17 protein-coding genes are annotated in these 19736 nt (G+C 37.2%); 1 reads left to right on the plus strand and 16 read right to left on the minus strand.

Features of this window, described 5'->3' with window-relative positions:
* Positions 1-543 precede the first annotated feature (543 nt).
* Positions 544-795, plus strand: a complete 252-nt coding sequence (locus APF76_08375; GenBank protein ID KUO49378.1) for a hypothetical protein — start codon at positions 544-546, stop codon at positions 793-795.
* On the opposite strand, the gene APF76_08380 is transcribed toward APF76_08375, so the two are convergent.
* The 16 genes from APF76_08380 to APF76_08455 form a co-directional block, all read right to left on the minus strand.
* On the minus strand, positions 764-1996 hold the full coding sequence (locus APF76_08380) for a hypothetical protein (GenBank protein ID KUO49379.1): 1233 nt from the start codon (positions 1994-1996) through the stop codon (positions 764-766). The genes APF76_08375 and APF76_08380 overlap by 32 nt on opposite strands.
* 4 nt (positions 1997-2000) lie before the next feature.
* Entirely contained in the window at positions 2001-3023 is a 1023-nt protein-coding gene (locus APF76_08385) for a molybdopterin-binding protein (protein KUO49432.1), read from the minus strand.
* A gap of 491 nt (positions 3024-3514) precedes the next feature.
* Complete coding sequence (locus APF76_08390; protein KUO49380.1) at positions 3515-4150, minus strand: hypothetical protein; 636 nt, start codon at positions 4148-4150, stop codon at positions 3515-3517.
* 67 nt (positions 4151-4217) lie between these two features.
* Entirely contained in the window at positions 4218-4904 is a 687-nt protein-coding gene (locus APF76_08395; GenBank protein KUO49381.1) for a 4Fe-4S ferredoxin, read from the minus strand.
* Positions 4905-4922: 18 nt separating this feature from the next.
* A complete protein-coding gene (locus APF76_08400) occupies positions 4923-7457 on the minus strand; it encodes a dehydrogenase (protein KUO49382.1) in 2535 nt (844 codons plus the stop codon).
* A 29-nt stretch (positions 7458-7486) separates the two neighbouring features.
* Positions 7487-8392, minus strand: coding sequence for a hypothetical protein (locus tag APF76_08405; GenBank protein ID KUO49383.1), 906 nt, complete (start codon positions 8390-8392; stop codon positions 7487-7489).
* Positions 8393-8637: 245 nt separating this feature from the next.
* On the minus strand, positions 8638-9291 hold the full coding sequence (locus tag APF76_08410; GenBank protein KUO49384.1) for a hypothetical protein: 654 nt from the start codon (positions 9289-9291) through the stop codon (positions 8638-8640).
* Positions 9281-10705 carry a hypothetical protein gene (locus APF76_08415; protein KUO49385.1) on the minus strand — a complete coding sequence of 475 codons (1425 nt, stop codon included), beginning with the start codon at positions 10703-10705 and terminating at the stop codon, positions 9281-9283. Before APF76_08415 ends, APF76_08410 begins: the two co-directional genes overlap by 11 nt.
* Positions 10692-11636 carry a hypothetical protein gene (locus tag APF76_08420; protein KUO49386.1) on the minus strand — a complete coding sequence of 315 codons (945 nt, stop codon included), beginning with the start codon at positions 11634-11636 and terminating at the stop codon, positions 10692-10694. The genes APF76_08415 and APF76_08420 overlap by 14 nt, the downstream gene beginning before the upstream one ends.
* Before the next feature lie 188 nt (positions 11637-11824).
* Positions 11825-12055, minus strand: coding sequence for a hypothetical protein (locus APF76_08425; protein KUO49387.1), 231 nt, complete (start codon positions 12053-12055; stop codon positions 11825-11827).
* 295 nt (positions 12056-12350) lie between these two features.
* Positions 12351-13169, minus strand: coding sequence for a metallophosphoesterase (locus tag APF76_08430; GenBank protein KUO49388.1), 819 nt, complete (start codon positions 13167-13169; stop codon positions 12351-12353).
* A gap of 24 nt (positions 13170-13193) precedes the next feature.
* The gene (locus APF76_08435; protein KUO49389.1) at positions 13194-13565 is read right to left on the minus strand and encodes a hypothetical protein; all 372 of its coding nucleotides are present in this window, start codon (positions 13563-13565) and stop codon (positions 13194-13196) included.
* Positions 13566-14156: 591 nt separating this feature from the next.
* Positions 14157-16040 carry a hypothetical protein gene (locus tag APF76_08440; GenBank protein ID KUO49390.1) on the minus strand — a complete coding sequence of 628 codons (1884 nt, stop codon included), beginning with the start codon at positions 16038-16040 and terminating at the stop codon, positions 14157-14159.
* Positions 16041-16068: 28 nt separating this feature from the next.
* Positions 16069-16548 carry a (2Fe-2S)-binding protein gene (locus APF76_08445; GenBank protein KUO49391.1) on the minus strand — a complete coding sequence of 160 codons (480 nt, stop codon included), beginning with the start codon at positions 16546-16548 and terminating at the stop codon, positions 16069-16071.
* Positions 16549-17412: a hypothetical protein gene (locus APF76_08450; GenBank protein KUO49392.1), complete on the minus strand. Its 864-nt coding sequence runs from the start codon at positions 17410-17412 to the stop codon at positions 16549-16551. It lies immediately after the preceding gene.
* Positions 17412-19733, minus strand: a complete 2322-nt coding sequence (locus APF76_08455) for a hypothetical protein (GenBank protein KUO49393.1) — start codon at positions 19731-19733, stop codon at positions 17412-17414. Before APF76_08455 ends, APF76_08450 begins: the two co-directional genes overlap by 1 nt.
* Positions 19734-19736 lie beyond the last annotated feature (3 nt).

The raw sequence follows: 19736 nt of genomic DNA on the forward strand, positions 1-19736 counted from the left end.
GGGTGTAACCCGCGCCACGATAGGACGGAATTGTGAGCGCAGCGAGCAATTTCCGTCCTATCTATTGCATCTCCGCACCTTAGTTCGTTTTATATACCAATATGGTGGTATCTGCGAACTATAGTTCGTGAATACTTACTTATAGGTTTACTCTTCTTTACTAATTATTCGATCTAACGGGCTTTTGATTCTGCTGATACTAGCATGTGTTAAATGTGTATAAATCTCTGTGGTTTTTGAGCTGTTGTGTCCCAATAACTCCTGTATATATCTTAAATCAGTACCTCCCTCCAGTAGGTGGGCAAAAGAGTGTCTCAAGGAATGTACCGCCCATATCTAGCCAATATTTGCTTTACTTCTACATTTAATTTGCATCACCTTCCAAATCAATACATTTTTTTACATTATTTCCTTGGTATTTCCTTCTCCAGCAAATTTTCTATACTATATTCCACATAATTATTTCTTGACACTTCCAGAAGGCTTGAGAAAAGGATGCTTCGTTAGCCAGGAGACCTTCCTGTTATCTATTATTCTTGTTGGATGATGGTAAAGTCCTCAACCAGAGTTTTATTTTGGTTGGGGACTTTTTATATTAAAAACCAAGGAGGTAAAAGCAATGTCCTTATTAAGGAATGCTCAAAATGTGTTGTTACCAAAGAAATGGAACAAGTAGCAACACAAGAAAAAGTCAGTCCTGAATTTATCAGACAGGGCGTAGCTGAAGGCAGGATAGTTATACTTAAAAATGAAAGAGGAGATTTCATATCTCCTCTTTTAAGAGTACTGCTTTAACTATTACTCCCGGTGGGATTGGCCCTGTCCCTGCTGGTATATCTATTAGTGCATTACAGCCAGCCATTGATTTCATTATACTTGACGCCTGTTTGCCTGTCTGCTTTGCAACCCATTTTCCGTTTTCATAACTTACATGAACCCTTAAATACCTGCGTTGAGGGCTTTTTTTACTAAACCCTTCTTCGAGTATTACCTCTAAAATAGGTTGTTTTATATTTTTAAATCCTTGAAATTTCTTAATCAAGGGCCTTACTAAAAGTTCAAAGCTGATTAAAGCCGCTGCTGGATTTCCTGACAATCCAATCATTAATTTCCCATCCTTAACCGCCCCTATTACTGGAGTCCCTGGTTTAATATTTACCCGGTTAAAAAGGATTTCAGCACCGATGTAACGAAAAGCAGCTTCTATTAAATCATAGTCACCAACTGAAGCTCCACCGGTAGTTACTATTAAATCATTATCCTGCAAAGCAACAAGGATTTTTTCTGCTATTGCTGTTGTATCATCGGAAATACATCCTAATGATCTGCCCTTTCCCCCTAAACTGTTTATTAAGGCTATGAGGGAAGGTAGATTGCTGTTATATATCTGGCCATGTTCCAGTTCTTCCCCAGGCAATTTCAATTCACTTCCAGTAGATAAAACAGCTACTTGTGGATTTTTATACGTTTTAATTTGTGTTAATCCTACTGCAGCAAGAATACCAACATAATATGGTCCTAATAATTCACCTTTAGATAATAGAAGTTCTCCCTCTTTCATATCTGAACCTATAAAGATTACATTGCTATCAGAAGGCAATTCTTCTGTTAAGGAAATTTGCTCTTCTTCATAAAGAACATCTTCTTTTTTTATGACCACATCTAGTCCATCTGGAATGGGGGCCCCTGTTAGGATTTTTACACCACATCCGCCTTCTATCCTACTAATTTGTCTTGTGTCCCCAGCCTGGACTTCATCAACGATTGTAATTTTTACAGGTTTATCTTTGCAAGCACCTTTGGAATCTTCTGCCCTTAGCGCGAAACCGTCTAATGGGGATTTCTTGAAAGATGGAACATTTATTGGTGAATATATATCCTCAGCCAATACACGTCCATTAAGGTTTTCTATTAGTATAGTTTCCCCTTGCAATGGATTAATGTTATTTAATAATATATCTTGTGCCTCTTCCAATTCAACGATTTTAAACTTCATTGTTCTATACTCCTTTTCCAAAGCTGCATTGGGGATACCTACAAGGTTTACATTCCAAGCATAGGCCTCCATGTCCTAGATCCACGAAATCAGCTTTAGTTATTCTTTCTCCAACAAGTACTCTAGGCAATATTAAATCGAATACGGTTATTTTTCCGTACATTACACATCCTGGCAAGCCCATAACAGGTGTATTCTCCAGATATCCCATGAGGAACATGGCTCCTGGTAAGACAGGGGCACCATAAGAAATAATATTGGTCCCCATTTCCCTGATTGCTGCGGGTGTAACATCATCAGGATCAACTGACATTCCGCCTGTGGTAAGAATTATTTCGGCACCTTGGTTTATTAACTCTTTAATAGCTTTTTGAATATGTTCCTTAGAATCTGGAGCCAATATCTGTCCGATTACCTCACTTCCATAGGGCTTTAACTTGTTTACAAGAACTGGACCAAAGGCATCTTTAATCCTACCGTAAAAAACCTCATTACCTGTTGTTACAATTCCTACCTTGTGGGTTTTGTAGGGCTTAATTTCTACTAATCTTTCCCCTGCACATAATTCTTCGACATATTTAAGCGGTTTTTCATTGATGACCAATGGAATAATTCGAGTTCCAGCCACAAGTTCTCCTTTTTTTACAGGACAGTTATTATGGGCCGTTGCGAACATAATATCGTCTAGGAAATTTATTTCTCTTAAAACTCCCTGGTTAATTTTTAGCAATCCATTGTACTGTGCAATGAGGTTCACTTTTCCTTCCTTGGGTTCAGTAAAGGTTATTCCACTTTTTCCTCCCGCTTTTGCCAACCTTAAAGCTGCCTCATCCTCATGAATCTGCCCGTTTTCCGGTTTCATTATATAAATATGGTCTTTTCCCAGCTTAAGAAGTTCAGGGATATCTTGGATTGAAATTATATGGCCCTTTTTATAGGCTCTTCCTTTGAATTCACTAGGTACAATTTTGGTTATATCGTGGCATAATACCATCCCTACAGCCTCTTGAACTTTTACCTTTTCCATTATCATTCCCCTTTTAAGTATTTTGTGCAAACAAGAAATTTTTGTAATAAAAAAATCCTTATCCCCCAAAAGGAGATAAGGATAGACTAGACCTATCTCTTTTCTCCTTTCCAATGGGGAGGTATAACCGTTTCCAGACATACCCCGTGAGTAGTTTTACTCAGGACTATATACCATAGAACTTAACCTTAGGAAATATAGCCTCGGAGAAATACAAAATACATTTCAAATATTAGTTAGCTTTTTTAGTTAATATTTGCTTGGACTTTACCTTTAACTTCAGTAGAGTTTGTAATAAATTTTTGGTTCAATTACCATATATGCCATGATTGTAATCCCGATTGCTCCGAGTATCAATGACCATTCTACCCAAGTTGGAATATAGTTTGAATTGGACTAATCTGACAGGCAATTACAAAATTAATTCTCATTAAAAGTACACCAAACATTGCTAATATTGAAGCTCCAAAAACTCTTGCCGGTTGGAAATACTAATTGGCCTTTGTTCCGGGTAAATTTTTTAAAAACTGCATATCTTCTTTTATAAATTTTTGCGTTAATAATGTTAAATTAATATAAAAGTCAGTATTGGAATGTTTAACTACAGCTTTAGTAAAATCATCTATCCATAAACCTAAGTGTGTATTCAAAAATATTTCCTGCTTTACCAGATACATCAATTCATTTGTTTCTAAATAACGGTAGTTTAAGTAATACAAAAACTCTAACTCTACCGCTATATGATCTGGTGCTTCTTTAAAAGAAGCATCTATTTCTAAACCTGCCTCTGCATACTGCCTGCAAGCATCCATAGTAGAGTCACCCATCACTTTTCTTTCATTATCCAAATATATAGATCCATAGGGTGCCGCTAATACATCGAAAGGCCCCACAAACAACTTAGCATAATCTACTAATAAATAATTTGCATTAGCAGATGTCTTAGCCAAATCTTTTTCCATTTTGTCCATAAATTCAGTACCTGAATATATATAATCTGAGATTAGTTCTTTTAATTCTTTTACATATCCAGCGGTATCAGCATTTGGCTGATAATATAATAAAGAAAGCAGTTTATAGATATCAGCTCTTTTTTCAATAATCTTTGTAGAGTTATTATTTGTCAAAGTTATTCACCTCTACTTTTTAATAGTACGGGAGCAGTGTTTTGGACACCGCCCCGTACTGTTTATTCTAATAACTTCTAATATAAAACACCTTAGGCTTTGTACCTAACTCAGCTTTTAGTTGTTTAGCTCCATGCTTACTGATTAAATAACTAATTTCACTATTGGGGTCATCCAAATCACCAAAAATACGGGCATCTGCCGGACAGGATTCTACACAATATGGCTTTACTCCATCTTTAACCCTATGGTCGCAAAAGCTACATTTCTCAACTATACCCTTAGGCCTAATTCCCGCATAGGTTTTTTCCCGATCTGGATTATAATAAGGAATGGGAGCGCCTGCTTTATCTGCTACTTCTTTACCACTTGAAGTCCCGTCTTGGACAGCATTTTCACTACTGTTCCAAAATTTATGAGGGTTCTCTTTATTAAAATAGATTACCCCATAAGGGTCGGCAATCATACAACTTTTACAACCAATACATTTTTCCGGGTCATGTAAAGTCATACCATTTTTATCTTTATACATGGCTCCTACGGGACATGCTTTTACACAAGGTGCATCTTCACAGTGATTGCAAAGGGTAGGCATAAACTCAAAACGGACATTGGGAAATTCACCGGTAGTTTTATGAACATAATTTGACCAAAAGAAGCCCTCTTGCACATTATTTTCATTTTTACAAGTTATAGCACATGCACCACAACCTGCGCATTTATGCAAATCTATGACCATTGCATAGTTAGGCATATAATCACCTCCGTTTTATTAAACTTTTTCCACTTTTATCCTGGTAACCCCGCCATGGCGGGCAGTACTGCCGCTAAATCTATCATAATCGGCAGGAAGCAGTTCATTATTATTACCACCCCGGGGCAGCATCTTTTGGAAATCCTTGGCTGCTATTCTTCCATAAGCCCAGTGACCTTGACCATAACATTTTGCAATAGTTCCAGGACGTACACCTTCCCAAAGCTTAGTCGTACATTCAATATGTCCTGTGGGTGAGATAAGTCTAATTTTGTCACCTGTTTTAATTCCTAATTTTGCTCCATCAACCGGGTTTATCTTAGCAACGTCATCCCACTTTTCATCACCTGGATCAACGTCTTTACAGTCCTGATACCAGGAACTGTTAGCGGAGCGGGCTTCACGATTTAATCTGGACCTGTGTTCAAAGAAAATAAAGGGATACTCATTTTCTTCACCCCAGCGGAATGCCGGCTCATAGTGAGGAATGAATGAATGCTCACCAGTAACCGTGAATTTACAGGTCTTCATTATATCATCAACATCAGTAGCGTGCTTTTCTGCATGCCCTTCTAGTGATTTTTTTAATGTTTCACTATAAAACTCAAACATCTTAGTTTCGGTATGGAAATTACCCCACATTTCTTTAAAAGGATATGGCTCCGAATTCCAAACACCTTTTTCCTGAAAATCTTGCCATCCTTGGAATTTATCGCCTTTACTATTTAGTGCTGGATCCCACATGGGTTGAGTAAACATCTTTAGAGCATATAAAGTAAATTCTAAACCATTAGTTGGCTTTTTACCTGTTTCCGGATCTTGGAACTCATTTTTATAATAGTTAAATAAATTAGGATATCCCTTTTGAGCCAATTTTTCTGCTATTAACCAGGGTATTTCTGTTTCATCCATCCGTACATCCCACAGTGGTTCGATTACTCTTTGGTTCATGGTGGCATAGGCATATCTGTTAGCTTTGGATTTTACATAGCCCCATTTTTCATATTTATGCTGGGCTGCCGGTAAGACAATATCTGCAAACTTAGTCATCTCAGCAGGGTTAGTAGTAATATGAACAAAGAATGGAAGCTTTTCTAAAGCTTTTTCCCATCTGGATGCTCCAGAACAGGAGAAGGCAAAGTTATTCCAATAACCGATAGCCATTTTAATTTCATAAGGATCTTCATTTAAAATTGCATCGGCTGCACGGTTGGTCACTACTCCACCACCAGATGCACCTTTCTTCAATGCCGGGAACTCCTTATAACCCCGTTGGTCCATTTTAGGATACTTTTTACCTTTAGCAGCAATTTCATCTACATATGCATCATAGCTTGGGATACCATTAGCCGGTATCTTCATTACCTGCAAAGTACCGCCTTTATTATCAACAGAGCCTACCAGACCATTTAAAGCATGACAGGCCATTGCTGCATAAGCACCTCTAACCTGCATAGCAGAACCAGGTGCCAGCCAGGAGATAACATTAGGAGCATTGCCAGCAAAATCTACAGCTACCCGTCTTATTTGTTCTGCAGGTACACCAGTTATATCCTGAGCCCATTCTGGAGTTCTATTCATGAGCTCCATATTCCACCATTTAACTACACCGTATGTGTATTTTTCCTGGAATATATCCTCCTGCACCGAAACACCGGAACTAAATCTATTAATACCATCAACGAAATCCCCGACAAACTCTCTAGACCATAAGCCCTCTACCAATATTACATGGGCCATAGCTAAAGCTAACGCTCCATCTTCTCCGGGCACAACGGGCAGCCATTCATCGGCCTTGGAGGCGGTAGCTGAAAGTCTGGGGTCAATAACTGCCACTTTCGCCCTGTCTAAAACATCTCCCCAGACGTTAAGAGCACGGGGAACCTGTCTATTAGAGGCTAAGGGGTCTGCTCCCCATAATAGTACATATCTCGTATTTGGCAGGTCGTAATCCCGATAATCCCAAAAACCTTCTGTATAATATGCCCCAAATTTCTCCGCTTCAGCACAAATTGCACTATGGGAAATTCCATTAGGAGAACCATATACTTTAGTAAATGCATCATAGATAATATCACGCATATAAGTATAGCGACCACGGAATGTCACATACTTATGAGTTTCATTGCTTCCACGCAGTTCCATCATTTTTTCAGCAATAGTATCAATTGCTTCATCCCAGGTTATCGGAACAAACTGGGGATCTTCATTTCTGCCCTTCTTAGGATTTGTTCTTTTCATCGGTACTTTAATACGATCGGGGTCATAAACCTGTTGGAGTGATATATGAGCCCGGGGACAAACCTTTCCTTCCATTGCTTTGGAATTAGGGTTACCTCTAACTTTTATGGCCCTGCCATTTACTACATATACCTGAACAGGACACCATGTAGTACACCCCTGGCAGGTAGTGGATTTCCACTGGCCTTGTGATAATTTATTGGCAGCATCACTATTTTCTGCAAAAGCTGTTAACATCGGCTTACCTTTAATACCTGCAACAGCACCGGCAGCTACTGATAATTTTATAAACCCTCTACGGGAAACTTTCATCCATTCTTCCCTCCAGTCCTAAAGATATTTTATAAAAATGGGAACCTAACTTGACCAACTATTAATACAATATGCTTTAATACAAAACCGCCGATTAAAATTAAGGCAGTAATAATGGGAGCAGCAGTTAAATTGTCTTTTCTTTTGTTTAGTTGAGACAGTATTAGAACTAAAGGAATTAGTAAGCCCACTATTATTACTCCACCCCACCAAAGCATACCGTGATTGGAAATTAAATAATCCAAAGCTTTTTGTGTTTCTAAAGTACCATTGTTTAAGGAAATAAACCAAACTAAGACAATTGTTATATTGGCTACAATTAAACCAAATAATAAACCTGAAAAACTAAAATTTCTACTCTGCCCATCAGCAGCTGCTGTTTCCCTTTGGGTAACATTACTTACTGTTGAGGATTTAAAGGAATTAATTAACATTACTACTGCTGTACCAGTTAAAATTGATGAAAATAAGAACATAACTGGTACTAATCCGCCGCTCCACAGACTTCTGCCAACATTTGCAGATAATAGTAAACCATGGTATATACCAACTGCTAAAGCTAATAGTGAACCGAGTATTAGGGTTAAGTTATATATGCCTGAATTGTCTTTGTTCTTCAAAATTAAATAGGCAAATATTAACGCAAGTAATATAAATCCTCCTTGCAAAAATACCCCCCAGGACATTACTGATGAAGAATTAAAATTGAAAATAGTTGTTATAAATCTCATAGGTTTACCCAGCTCAGTAATTAATGCTAACAGTCCTATCATTATTGATATAGGTGCAATAACTGCACTAAGTTTGATAAGTTCACGATAACGATCTTTGCCGTAAAAACTAAGTAATGCCGCAAACAGAAAAGCTCCTATTCCAAGTCCCCCTAGAAAAAAATCTAGAGTAACTCGAATATCCCATGGCGCATAAAAATTCATTTACAAACCTCCCTTATTAAAAATTTCTCATAATATTTAACTACAGATTAAATATTCTTTAAATTTACCCCCTTTGTGAAAATAATCTTAGTTTTATTATGATGTTTTTTTGTTGTTTTTCATATCGGTCAAAACCCTTAAGTTACATTTTTCATGTAAGTAAATACCCCCAAAAAAAGAAATGGTTGTAGGTGTTTTTGCCTACAGCCACTTTTATCTAATACTTTTATAAATTTATCAGTCCTTCATTCAAATTCTATCAAGCCTTCATCAAAAGCGTATCTTACTAATTCCGATCTTCTACTTAAATTCAACTTCTTTGATATTCTAGCTTTATGAGTTTCAACGGTTTTAACACTTATATATAATTCATCGCCTATTTGTTTATTGGTATAGCCTTGTGCTATTAATTTAAGTACTTCCGTTTCCCTTGAACTAAGAATTTGTTTAGATTCATTATTTTCTTTAGCAGCTGTTGGTGAGATAAAACCACTAAGAAGGTTTTCAGTCATGCTTGAATCAATATAGTATTCATTTCCATATACTGAGCGAATAGCAGACAGCAGATCTAAATCAGCGGCATTTTTAAGGATGTAACCGTGGCCTCCAGACTTTAGGACGTCTTTTAAATAGCTATCATCCTGATGCATTGTCAAAACTAAAATCTTAGTGTCAGGTGATAGCTGCCTAATATCAGGTATAGCCTTTAATCCCCCTTTGTGAGGCATGTTTAAGTCTAGAATTAAAACATCAGGCTTTAAAGTTTGGCATGAATGTATTGTCTCTACATCAGTAGCAGCTTCACCGATAACCTCCATGTCATTTTGAGCATTAAGCATCATTTTTAAACCACTACGCAAAACTGCATGATCGTCAGCAATGACAATTTTAATTTTCATTAATATCAACCATCCCTTCTAAGTTAATATGAAGATAGATAGTTGTTCCTTGACCTAGAGTTGATTCGATAGTTAATTGTCCTCCAAGCAAATTGGCCCTCTCCCACATACCATGTAAACCTAATTTCTTCTCTTTAATGGAAGAATTAAAAATTTTTTCTACATCAAATCCTACCCCGTTATCTTCTATTATGGCCATTAACTTATTACCTCTTTTCTCTATTATAACACTAGCTTCTGTTGCCCGTGAATATTTTGCTATATTTGTTAGAGCTTCTTGAACAATTCTATAAATCGTTAGTTTAATTTCTGGCGGCAGTTCTATCCCAGTAATACCAATAGCTTGAAAATCAACATCTACTCCCAAACTTGCCAAACATTCCTGAGAATATCTATGCACAGCAGCCTCTAGTCCCAGGTCATCTAATAAACTTGGTCTTAAAGCAAAGGCCAGACTCCGCATATCTTCAATTGTATTATTTGCTATATGTCTTAAATCCCCTACTTTATTTCTGACATCGTCAATATTGTCGCTGCTCTCTAACATTTTTAAACCTATCATTAATGACGTTAAAGATTGACCCATGTGATCATGAAGCTCTCTAGCAATCCTACTTCGTTCTTCTTCCTGGGCACCTATTATTTTATTTAGTAAATTGGAGCGAGCATCATGGGCTTTTTGTAAATTCTCGATCATATTGTTAAATGCTTTACCCAAATCAAAAAATTCATCCTGTATCCACCAAAACTTTACTCGTTTTGTAAAATCACCTTTACCTACAGCGTTTGTAATTTCCACCATATGGTTTATGGGTTTAGTCAAAACTGATGTTAAGAAATAGGCAGCAATTATACCAAAAAATCCAACCAATACAGTAGTTAGTAATAAGCCTTGCGTTGTTTTAAGTAATAGTTTTTGAATTTCTCGCTCAGTCATGCCCAACCTAACGGTTCCTGCTCTATTATCAAAAATGGGTAATGCCAAGTCATAAACTAGACCTTCTTCAGTTTTTAAAATTTCTAAATTATATGCCTCATGTTCTATAACAGTATTACTTTGGATTAAACCTTGAGGTAATAACATTCCAAAGCTATTAGCAACTAAATGTCCTTCAGAGTCAAATATTAATACATAACGAACATCTTCATTATTTTCAACAATATTAGTGACAAGCTGATGCAATGCAAAACTATCATTAGTAAATATAAGGTCCACACTTCGTGCTGCAGCGTATTGTCCTAAAGAAATTCCTTGCTTGATCAACTGCTCACGCAGTGTTGTTTGCATTGTAAAATAATTTTGTGCAGATGCAAACAGGCCTAGTATCAAAACTAGACCAACCACAATACCCATAATTTTTACTCTGACACTAGCATAGGTTAAAAGATTTATTAAGGCTCTACTTTTGCTCACTTAGCACCTCCTCAACCATATCTCTTAAACTATCATAATCTTTGTCCTCTTGAACAACAAATTCATCTATTCGCAAATGTTCAAGAATCCTTTGTCCTTCAATATCAGTATGCATAGTTAACAATATTCTTTTTAAGTTTGATGCCAGTTCCAAATCTAAATCAGGTCTAACTACTACAGGTGGCATACCAAATTCCACTGAAGTGTTAATTATCTTCACTTTTTCTATAAAACTCGGATCATTTTCAATTGTATGGTCAAAAACCAAGCTGTCAACAGCAGCTCCATCTACTACATTATGCGCTACTGCTGTGATAGAATTGTCATGGCTATAGGTAAAAGTCACACTATTAAAAAAGTCTTTAGGCATATATCCAAATTTTTGAACTAGAAAAGTAGGATAGATATAGCCTGTATTAGATAAAGGATCAGTAAAAGCAAATCTTTTATTCTTTAACTCTTCAAATGAATAAATATCACTACTCGAGTCTACTATAATATATGATCTGTAGGTGTTTTTACCTTCAATTTGTGGGGTTAAAAAAGGCTTTAAATTAAATTCTTCAACACCTAACACATAAGCATAGGTACAGATAAAAGCTAAATCTATCTCCCCTTTCTTCAATAAATCATTTACTTCTTGATAGGTCTTTCTTTGGACAACTTTAATAGGCATTCCTACCTCTTTTTCAAGATACTTTAACAAAGCACTATAATATACAATGCTTTCTTTAGGTGAAGTCATTGAAGATATAGCAACTCTCAAAAATTGGCCATCATCATCATTTTTTTGCTGGTCATCGATTGGCTGAAGATCATTTAATGTTACTTCCTGGTATTCTTTAGGGTTACTTGTACAGGAAGTGGCAAATAAAAGAGCAGCTGTAAGAAATAAAATTGTAATTATGTGATGCTTCGGTTTTAATGACATATTTCTCACTCCCCAGCATTTGAATGTATACATATCATTGTAAACCATATTTACTTTAAAATGAAGGACATAAATTTTAACAAGTGTCAGTATTGTTTTAAAGCTGGTATCCTAATTATTCAACTTTTGCCCCATATGACTCAGCAAATGAAATTGCTTGAAAAATGTCTATCTTCGTACCTTTAAGGTTAATACTCTTGAACAGTTCCAATAAATTTATCTTGATCCATTGCAACTAAAGCTAGTGGTATTTTATTAAAATTCAATCTCTCAGAAATAGAAGCTTCAAAATCTTTTAGGTTCCTTTCAGGATATAAATAACCCCATTCATTATAAAAATGTCTTGAAATTTCCTCAATCAATTTAGGATGGTTTTTTAAATAATCAACTTTAATATCCATTCTAATCTCACTCCACACCTTTACAGGCCTCTTTTAAAAGTCCCGACTTGACCTATTTAAAATTAACTATTACCGTCCTCATTATCTTCCAATTTACTTAACTTTTGTTCAACATGTACCTGTTCGGAAAATAAGCCCAGACTATCGTATATGTATAGCTATGCAAATGTCTATCAAAAATTGTTGGTTAAATGATGATTGCTATTTATCCCCTAAGGCTGTCTTAAAACAGTCTTCATTTGGCCACCCCCAATATTTTTTTGAAAATCTGACTTCTCTACCATTCGGTGGTATTTCCGATAGGTTCCCGAACTTATTCATTTATCGCTTCCAATGTTATTAGTACTATCTCGGGCCGATTATGAAACCTAATAGGTAATACACTTTCTCCTAGTCCACCATTAATTACCATTTTTGTGGAGTTTGATGAAAACAGGCCATAGTCCAACTTTGGAAAGAATCCTTGCCCTGGTGCAACAATTGCCCCTATAATCGGTAGCCGCACCTGACCACCATGAGTATGCCCTGTCATTACTAAGTCAATGTTAGATTGAATTGCTGATGGATAAATATTCGGTGCATGAGCTAATAGTAACCTTGGCGAAGAATCATCAATTCCTTCCAAGGCCAAATCTAAATTATCCTTTCCTAGATAAGGGTCATCAACACCAATAATCCACATGTGCTCTTCACCCTTAAAATATTTGTGATTTGAATTCTCTAGTACAAGTACTCCCTCCGAGATGAGTTGTTCTTTTATCTTATAATTATTCCACCACTCGTGATTACCGGGTACAAAAAATATGGGTTTATCAGTTAACCCTTTTATTAAGTTGATAGCTGGATCTGTTCGGGGGTTGCCTTTATCAACGAAGTCCCCAGTAATAGCAACCATATCAAACTTGTACCGATTTATTAAGTCAATCAACTGTTTTTGGTCATTACCATACTCTTTGCTATGAAGATCTGTTAAATGAAGAATAGTAAAGCCATTAAGTGTGGAAGGCAAGTTACTAATAGGGATACTATACTTAGTTACAGCAACATTTTTAACCTCAAAGAACATGTAAGATATGAAAGCCATTCCACCACCAATAACAAAAGTACGCCGTGAAATCTTTCTTGACCTCAAATAAAAGCCTCCTTTAAAGTCTATTTACATCCACTTCACGTCCTTCTCAATACTTTCTCGAACACGAAAAACGGCAATCTTTCGAATTAGAGGCAAAGGTAGAGGTTTATCCAACGGAAACTGAATTGTGCTACTGGATGTTTTATAATCTGAAAGGTCTTTTGCAAAAGCTTTCACTACTGACGGCGTGGGGTAGAAACTGATGTAATGTTTGAATGCAGCAAACTGGAATAGGATTCTGTGATAGGAAAAAGCGGGCACTCCCCACTTAATACTTTCCTCGGCTTCAGGTGCGGCTTTGCGAAGACATGCACGCATTTGTTTCAAAGCCTTTTGAATATCTTGTGGAAACCCGGCAATATATTCGTCAATGTTATTTGCTTTATTTGTTGTCATACTATCTACCTCCTATAATTAAAAACTACAACCATTATATATAATTTTTCATCCCCCACTATAATCAAATCTACTTCCATTTGAAAGCTTATCATTCCTTCTTCCTCGTGAGAAAAATATTTTGTAAACTGCGTTAATCCTTTTCAAACCACAGTAATGCTGAAACCGGGTTTGGAGATTCTCTTGCCACAGCATGTGCGCCTGCTGAAGCTTTCATCGCTTCACCTACTGGTACATTTTTACCTAGTAAATACTTAAGAAATGTTTCTTGTATAGTATTCCATAATTAGGCATTATTTTCCTTTAGTTTATAGTAGTTGAAAGGAATCTGATGTCACCTTAAAAGAAAGGCGCAGCCTTATAATTGTTCCAACATAACCTTTTCACTAGATGGAAAGGACTTTAAATCTCTTTTGAGGTAATGTCTTGATTATATAAAAAAGATGCTTTGCCTATGGCAAAAACATCCTTTTATCTTATCTCATGTTTATGCTGTACTTTTAATGATTTTTTAGAGCGCCATATGCTGATCATACATTAATAACTGAAGCCTCCAAGGAACGTAACTCTTTTGAACAATGAGCAATGTTCTTATTTGGGCAAATCTTTAACTAAGTACTCCAAACCTAATTCTTTAAGCTTTTCTTCTGTAGGAACACCATTATTGTCCCAGCCTCTTAATCGATAATAGTCATCCAGCATTTCATCAAGATGAACTACCAAATCCTTTTTTATGGCTTCTTTGGGATGTAAAATAAAATCATCATCAGCAACCATTTTATATACGTTGATTGCTTCTTTCAAAAACCTTTTTGGTAGCTGATCGTCCTTTCGATTCAGTCCAAGGCGAACATTGTACATCCTCTCAAGGTTAACTATTCTTTCTCCAGCTTTAACAAGCTCATCAGTAGTATATTTCTGTCCTAAGGCTGTTAACCCGCTACTTATATCTTCAGGATACAAGCAATAGTTTTCTGTAGTGGAAAACTTACACACACCTACTGCATCACTAATGGCATTATAGGCTTCTGTAAATTTAATCATTCTTGCTTTATGTTTTTCAATACCAATGTCCATAATTTCAGGATAAATATCATTAAAATATTTTTTTGCAACGTCCACATGTCCCGCAAGGTCAATAGTGGGTAAAGCGTAGAGGTGATCTGCTCCCCTATTGGCAACTGCATGGCCTAAGGCGAAGGCTTTTACTACCCTTGGTTCCTGTCTTGGTAATTCCATTCCCTTTACGTGCATTGCTAAATCCTCTGCCCCATTACCAATCTTTTCTGCTGCTCTTTTCACACCTTCAGCAAGTAAGTCGCCGATACCATCTCTATAGGCTATCCTAGTTATTAACTCTATAATTTCTGTTGTATTACCCCACTCAAAGTTTAGCTCATCATCACTTATCAGGCCTTTTTCTTTACATTCCATGGCGAAGGCTATAATCACCCCAGTAGAGATGGTGTCCATACCATAATCATTACATAACAGGTTACCATAAATAATTGATTCTAAATCTTTATTGCCGAGTAAAGGCCCTAGAGCATTCATAGTTTCATACTCGGGACCTTCAGTTTCACATGCAAACTCACCAGTCTCAACCTTGGAATATCTAGAACATCTAATAGGGCATGCAAAGCAACCCATATTTTTCTGCAAATATTTCTTTAGTTCCATAGCATTAACACTCAAATTACCTTCAAATTGCACTTGCTGATGGTTTCGAGTAGGTTGATCACCTACTGTATTTTTGGGATCCATTAAAAGAGCTGTTCCCCATTCCCGTAGTCCTGCTGAACCTGGATGATCTTTTACCTGTTTCATGGATTTCTTTGCTATTTCTTTAAACTCAGGGGAGGCTTCTACTCTTTTACTTGTCCTCACGGTAACAGCCTTTAGATTTTTTGATCCCATTACAGCACCTAACCCACATCTTCCTGCGGCACGCCCAAAGTCATTAATTACAGAAGCCATCTTAACCAGCTTCTCTCCTGCAGGACCAATACATGCAACCTTTGAACCAGGATACTTGTCTCGTAGCTCAGTCTCCACCTGAGAGGTTTTCATTCCCCAGTATTTTTCCCCATCTATAAATTCAATTGCTTCATCCTCAATCCAGACTACTAGAGGCTTTTCTGCTTTCCCAGTAAAAACAACTGCATCATATCCAGCCCTGTGCATCTCTGGTCCAAAATGACCTGATGAATTTGCATATCCATATATTCCAGTCAAGGGTGACTTAGCTGTCACAGTATACCTTGCTGAGGCAGGCCACTGAGTACCTGTTAGTGGGCCAGGAGAAAAAATTAAATAGTTATCAGGACCTAATGGCTCTACATCAGGGTCTACATTATCGTAAAGTATTTTTGCAGCATAACCCCTACTGCCAATGAAATTCTGAAGATCATCTTTAGGAGTTTCAATTAACTTGTATGTTTGACTCGTCAAATCAACATATGCTGTAAATCCCATATTTCACTCTCCTTTCCTATAAAATGATTTATATATCGTTTTTAGCCTTAGACCCAACCTCTTCAATGGCATCTATAACTTGTTCATATCCTGTACACCTACACATGTTTCCAGAGATTGCAACTTTTATTTCGTCTCTAGTAGGCTTTGAGTTTTTATCCAGTAAACTCTTTGCACTTAACAGCAAACCAGGTGTACAAAAACCACATTGCACAGCATTATGCTTTATGAAGGCATCCTGTAATGGATGAAGCTTCTCCTCATCTGCTAGTCCCTCAATGGTTATTATTTCTTTGCCTTCCATTGAAGCTGCTAATACCAAACATGAGTTAACATTTCGATCATCTATTATAACTGTACATGCTCCACACTCGCCTACTCCGCAGCCTTCCTTGGTTCCTGTAAGGTCTAGTTCATTCCTTAGCACATCAATTAGCCTTGCATAGGGTTTAACACTAACAGTAATAGGTCTTGAATTGACTGTCATGGATACTAGAATTTTTTCCACCTATTCCACCCCCCATGCCTGTTTTAACGCCCTGTTAGCAAGTGTCTCTATAACTGGCCTTTTATACTCTGTTGACCAACGGATACCTGTCCTGTTGATCATTTCCTCTGAAACCAGCTTGCTTGCCTGTGCTATAAGCTCCGAGGTTGGCTTTTTGTTTAAAAGTATTTTTTCAGCTACCTTGACCCTGTCTGGTGTTGGAAATACAGATCCAGGAGCTATTCTTGCCTCTTCAATACAACCATCATCACCAATACCCAAGGCTACTGCTATATTCATCCGTGCTATTGCTAAAGCCTTTCTACGCCCCAGCTTAATAAAAGCAGTCTTTGTTGTTTCTGATAAAATCTTAAAGCTTATTTCAACAAGAATTTCATCAGACTCTATATTTGTACAATAGGGCTTTGTAAAAATACTGATTAAAGGTAGCTTTCTTTCTCCCCTTATGCTTCTAAGTTTAATATCTGCATTTAAAGCTATTAAAGGTGGTATAAGATCAGCTGCTGGGGAAGCATTGCATATACTACCACCAAGGGTACCTCTATTTCTTATCTGGGGAGAGCCTACTGTAGAAGCTGCCTGGGATAAAAAGAAAGCTTCTCTTTGGATTAATTCTGATTCTTGCAATTCATGGTGCGTTGTAAGACCACCAATATAGATATGGTCGTCTTCTTTTTTAATGTAATTGAGCTCCTTAAGCTGGTTGATGTCTAGGACACACTTTAAGTCCTGTAGCTTTTCCTCCTGTGCCCTAATCTGTACCATAAGATCTGTTCCGCCAGCTAGTATTTTTCCCTTAGATTGTGCTAAGAGCTGACAAGCTTCTTCTATTGTATCTGGTCTAAGATAGTTATACATAATCATTACTTGCCACCTCCTGATGTTAAGCTTTTACCTAAGAGTACTTTTTCTAGATCAGCTGGCAATTGTCTTATCCTTTTACCAGTTGCATTATAGATAGCATTTGCTATTGCTGCTCCAACGGCTTCTGTGGATGGCTCTCCAAGACTCTTGGCACCATATGTTCCCTGCTTGTCATCACATTCAAATATTTGGACTTCCATCTGAGGCATATCCATTGCTGTGGGAATTATATAGGTGTCAAGATTTAAAGTTTTCACCTTACCCTTTTGAACTTCAACCTCTTCAGTTGTAGCAAAGCCCATTCCCATAGCTATTCCACCATAGACTTGACCTTTGATTAAAGCCGGATTAACAGCTGTTCCTACATCGTGGCCTGCAGTTACTTTAATTACCTCCACATAGCCAGTTTCTGTATCTACCTCTACTTCCGCTACGACACAACCATATGAATAGGTTGGAAAAGCTTCTCCTTGTCCAGTATGGTGATCATAATTAAGGTCCTTAGGCCTAAACCATGCAAAAACTGACATTTGCCTGCCACTCCATAGCTGTTTATTACACACATCACTAAAAAACACTTTATTTTCATGATTTGATATATCAAAAAATACCCCTTCTTCTATATCCACATTCTCTACTGTAATGTCTAGCATCTCTGCCGCTGTTATTTTTAAAATATCCTTAAGCTGTTCTGAAGCAATTTTCATTGATTGGCTTCCCATAACTGTACCTCTAGAAGCTACAGTCATACCTCCATCAGGCATGGAATGGGTATCTACCCCTATAAAGTTTATCTTATCTACTGAGACGCATAACGCTTCTGCAACAATTTGCGAGAATGCAGTCTTTAATCCCTGTCCATTTTCTACTAGTCCCGAGTTTATTATAACTGTACCATCTTCTGTTACTGTGACCATGGCTCCTGAAGCATCTATACTTTCTGCACCAAATCCACAGCCCCTGAAACAGGTTGCTATTCCAATACCCTTCTTTATGCCTTTTGGGGACTGGCTACTGTCAATTTCTTTAGCATAACTGTTTGTTTTTTCAATAAAGCTTGTAGACTGTACTAAGGAATCCATTATTTCTTCAAGAATTACCGGTCCCTCAAGTCTTTGTCCTGTTGCAGTAATGGATCCTGTTTTTAAAGCATTTATCCTACGTATCTCAATAGGGTCTAATTTAAGTTCCTCAGCCAATTCTTCAATCAGCTGCTCCCCAGCATATATTATCTGTGGTGAACTATACCCCCGCATTGCTCCTGAGTGAACATTGTTAGTGTATACCCCGTATACCTCAACCTTTATATTGGGTATCTCGTAAACACCTGCTGCATGCACAGAAGCTCTAAAATTCATAAATTGAGTTTGGTTAGTATATGCACCACAATTGTCAACTAGCTCTGCTTTTAGGGCTATAATTTTGCCTTCTTTAGTGGCTCCAATCTTATATTTTAATCTAAATGGATGTCGCTTAGAGCTTTCTAAGATTGATTCTTCTCTGGTCAAAACTATTCTTACAGGACGCCCAGTTTTATTGGCTAATATTGCAGACCTACCTGCTATCAAACCTACAGCTTCCTCTTTACCTCCAAATGACCCACCTAGGGTTTGTTGGATAACTCTAACCTTGTGCATGCTACATTGTAAGATGTCAGCCACATAACGCCTAGTAAAATACGGATTCTGAGACGAGGAGTGTACTGTCATACTCCCATCAAAATTATTAGGAACAGCTACACAAGCTTCAGGTTCAATATAGGCATGTTCCACATATTGTGTTCTATATTCTCTTTCAATAATAACATCACATTGGTTAAATCCTTGATTAACATCCCCTTTACTAACAGGGAAATGGGACTCTTTAAATATATTGTTCTGTGCATTATCATGTACTAGAGGTGCACCCTCTGCTAAGGCTTCCTCTATTGTGTATACCCCAGGAATCTCTTCATACTCAACTTTTATTGCTTTTAAAGCCTCTTCTAAAACTTCTTGTGTTTCTGCTGCAACAATTGCCACAACATCTCCAGCATAACGAACCTTGTCCGTGATATACATGAAATTAGCCCAGCTTTTTGGTTTTTCCAAATCTTTGTGGGTTAATACTTCCCATACACCAGGCAAAGCCTTTGCTTTAGAAATATATATACTAGTAATTTTTGCATGGCTTAGGGTGCTTCTAAGCATCCCGCCATACAGGGTGTTTGCAAATTTTAAGTCTGCAGCATATTTTGCTTTTCCAATTACCTTATCGAAAGCGTCTACTCGTGGGACAGACTGATTAAGATATTTAAAATTCTTATTTCCAAGTAAAGGCATAGC

It is taken from the genome of Desulfitibacter sp. BRH_c19 (assembly GCA_001515945.1).
Classification (GTDB): domain Bacteria; phylum Bacillota; class DSM-16504; order Desulfitibacterales; family Desulfitibacteraceae; genus Desulfitibacter.

Excerpts from the sequence above, each read along its gene's own strand:
- APF76_08420 (KUO49386.1), bottom strand. The coding sequence starts at position 11,636 with ATGTCATTAAAACCGAAGCATCACATAATTACAATTTTATTTCTTACA.
- APF76_08375 (KUO49378.1), top strand. The coding sequence starts at position 544 with ATGATGGTAAAGTCCTCAACCAGAGTTTTATTTTGGTTGGGGACTTTT.
- APF76_08400 (KUO49382.1), bottom strand. The coding sequence starts at position 7,457 with ATGAAAGTTTCCCGTAGAGGGTTTATAAAATTATCAGTAGCTGCCGGT.
- APF76_08450 (KUO49392.1), bottom strand. The coding sequence starts at position 17,412 with ATGATTATGTATAACTATCTTAGACCAGATACAATAGAAGAAGCTTGT.
- APF76_08380 (KUO49379.1), bottom strand. The coding sequence starts at position 1,996 with ATGAAGTTTAAAATCGTTGAATTGGAAGAGGCACAAGATATATTATTA.
- APF76_08385 (KUO49432.1), bottom strand. The coding sequence starts at position 3,023 with ATGGAAAAGGTAAAAGTTCAAGAGGCTGTAGGGATGGTATTATGCCAC.
- APF76_08435 (KUO49389.1), bottom strand. The coding sequence starts at position 13,565 with ATGACAACAAATAAAGCAAATAACATTGACGAATATATTGCCGGGTTT.
- APF76_08455 (KUO49393.1), bottom strand. The coding sequence starts at position 19,733 with ATGCCTTTACTTGGAAATAAGAATTTTAAATATCTTAATCAGTCTGTC.
- APF76_08405 (KUO49383.1), bottom strand. The coding sequence starts at position 8,392 with ATGAATTTTTATGCGCCATGGGATATTCGAGTTACTCTAGATTTTTTT.
- APF76_08440 (KUO49390.1), bottom strand. The coding sequence starts at position 16,040 with ATGGGATTTACAGCATATGTTGATTTGACGAGTCAAACATACAAGTTA.
- APF76_08410 (KUO49384.1), bottom strand. The coding sequence starts at position 9,291 with ATGAAAATTAAAATTGTCATTGCTGACGATCATGCAGTTTTGCGTAGT.
- APF76_08395 (KUO49381.1), bottom strand. The coding sequence starts at position 4,904 with ATGCCTAACTATGCAATGGTCATAGATTTGCATAAATGCGCAGGTTGT.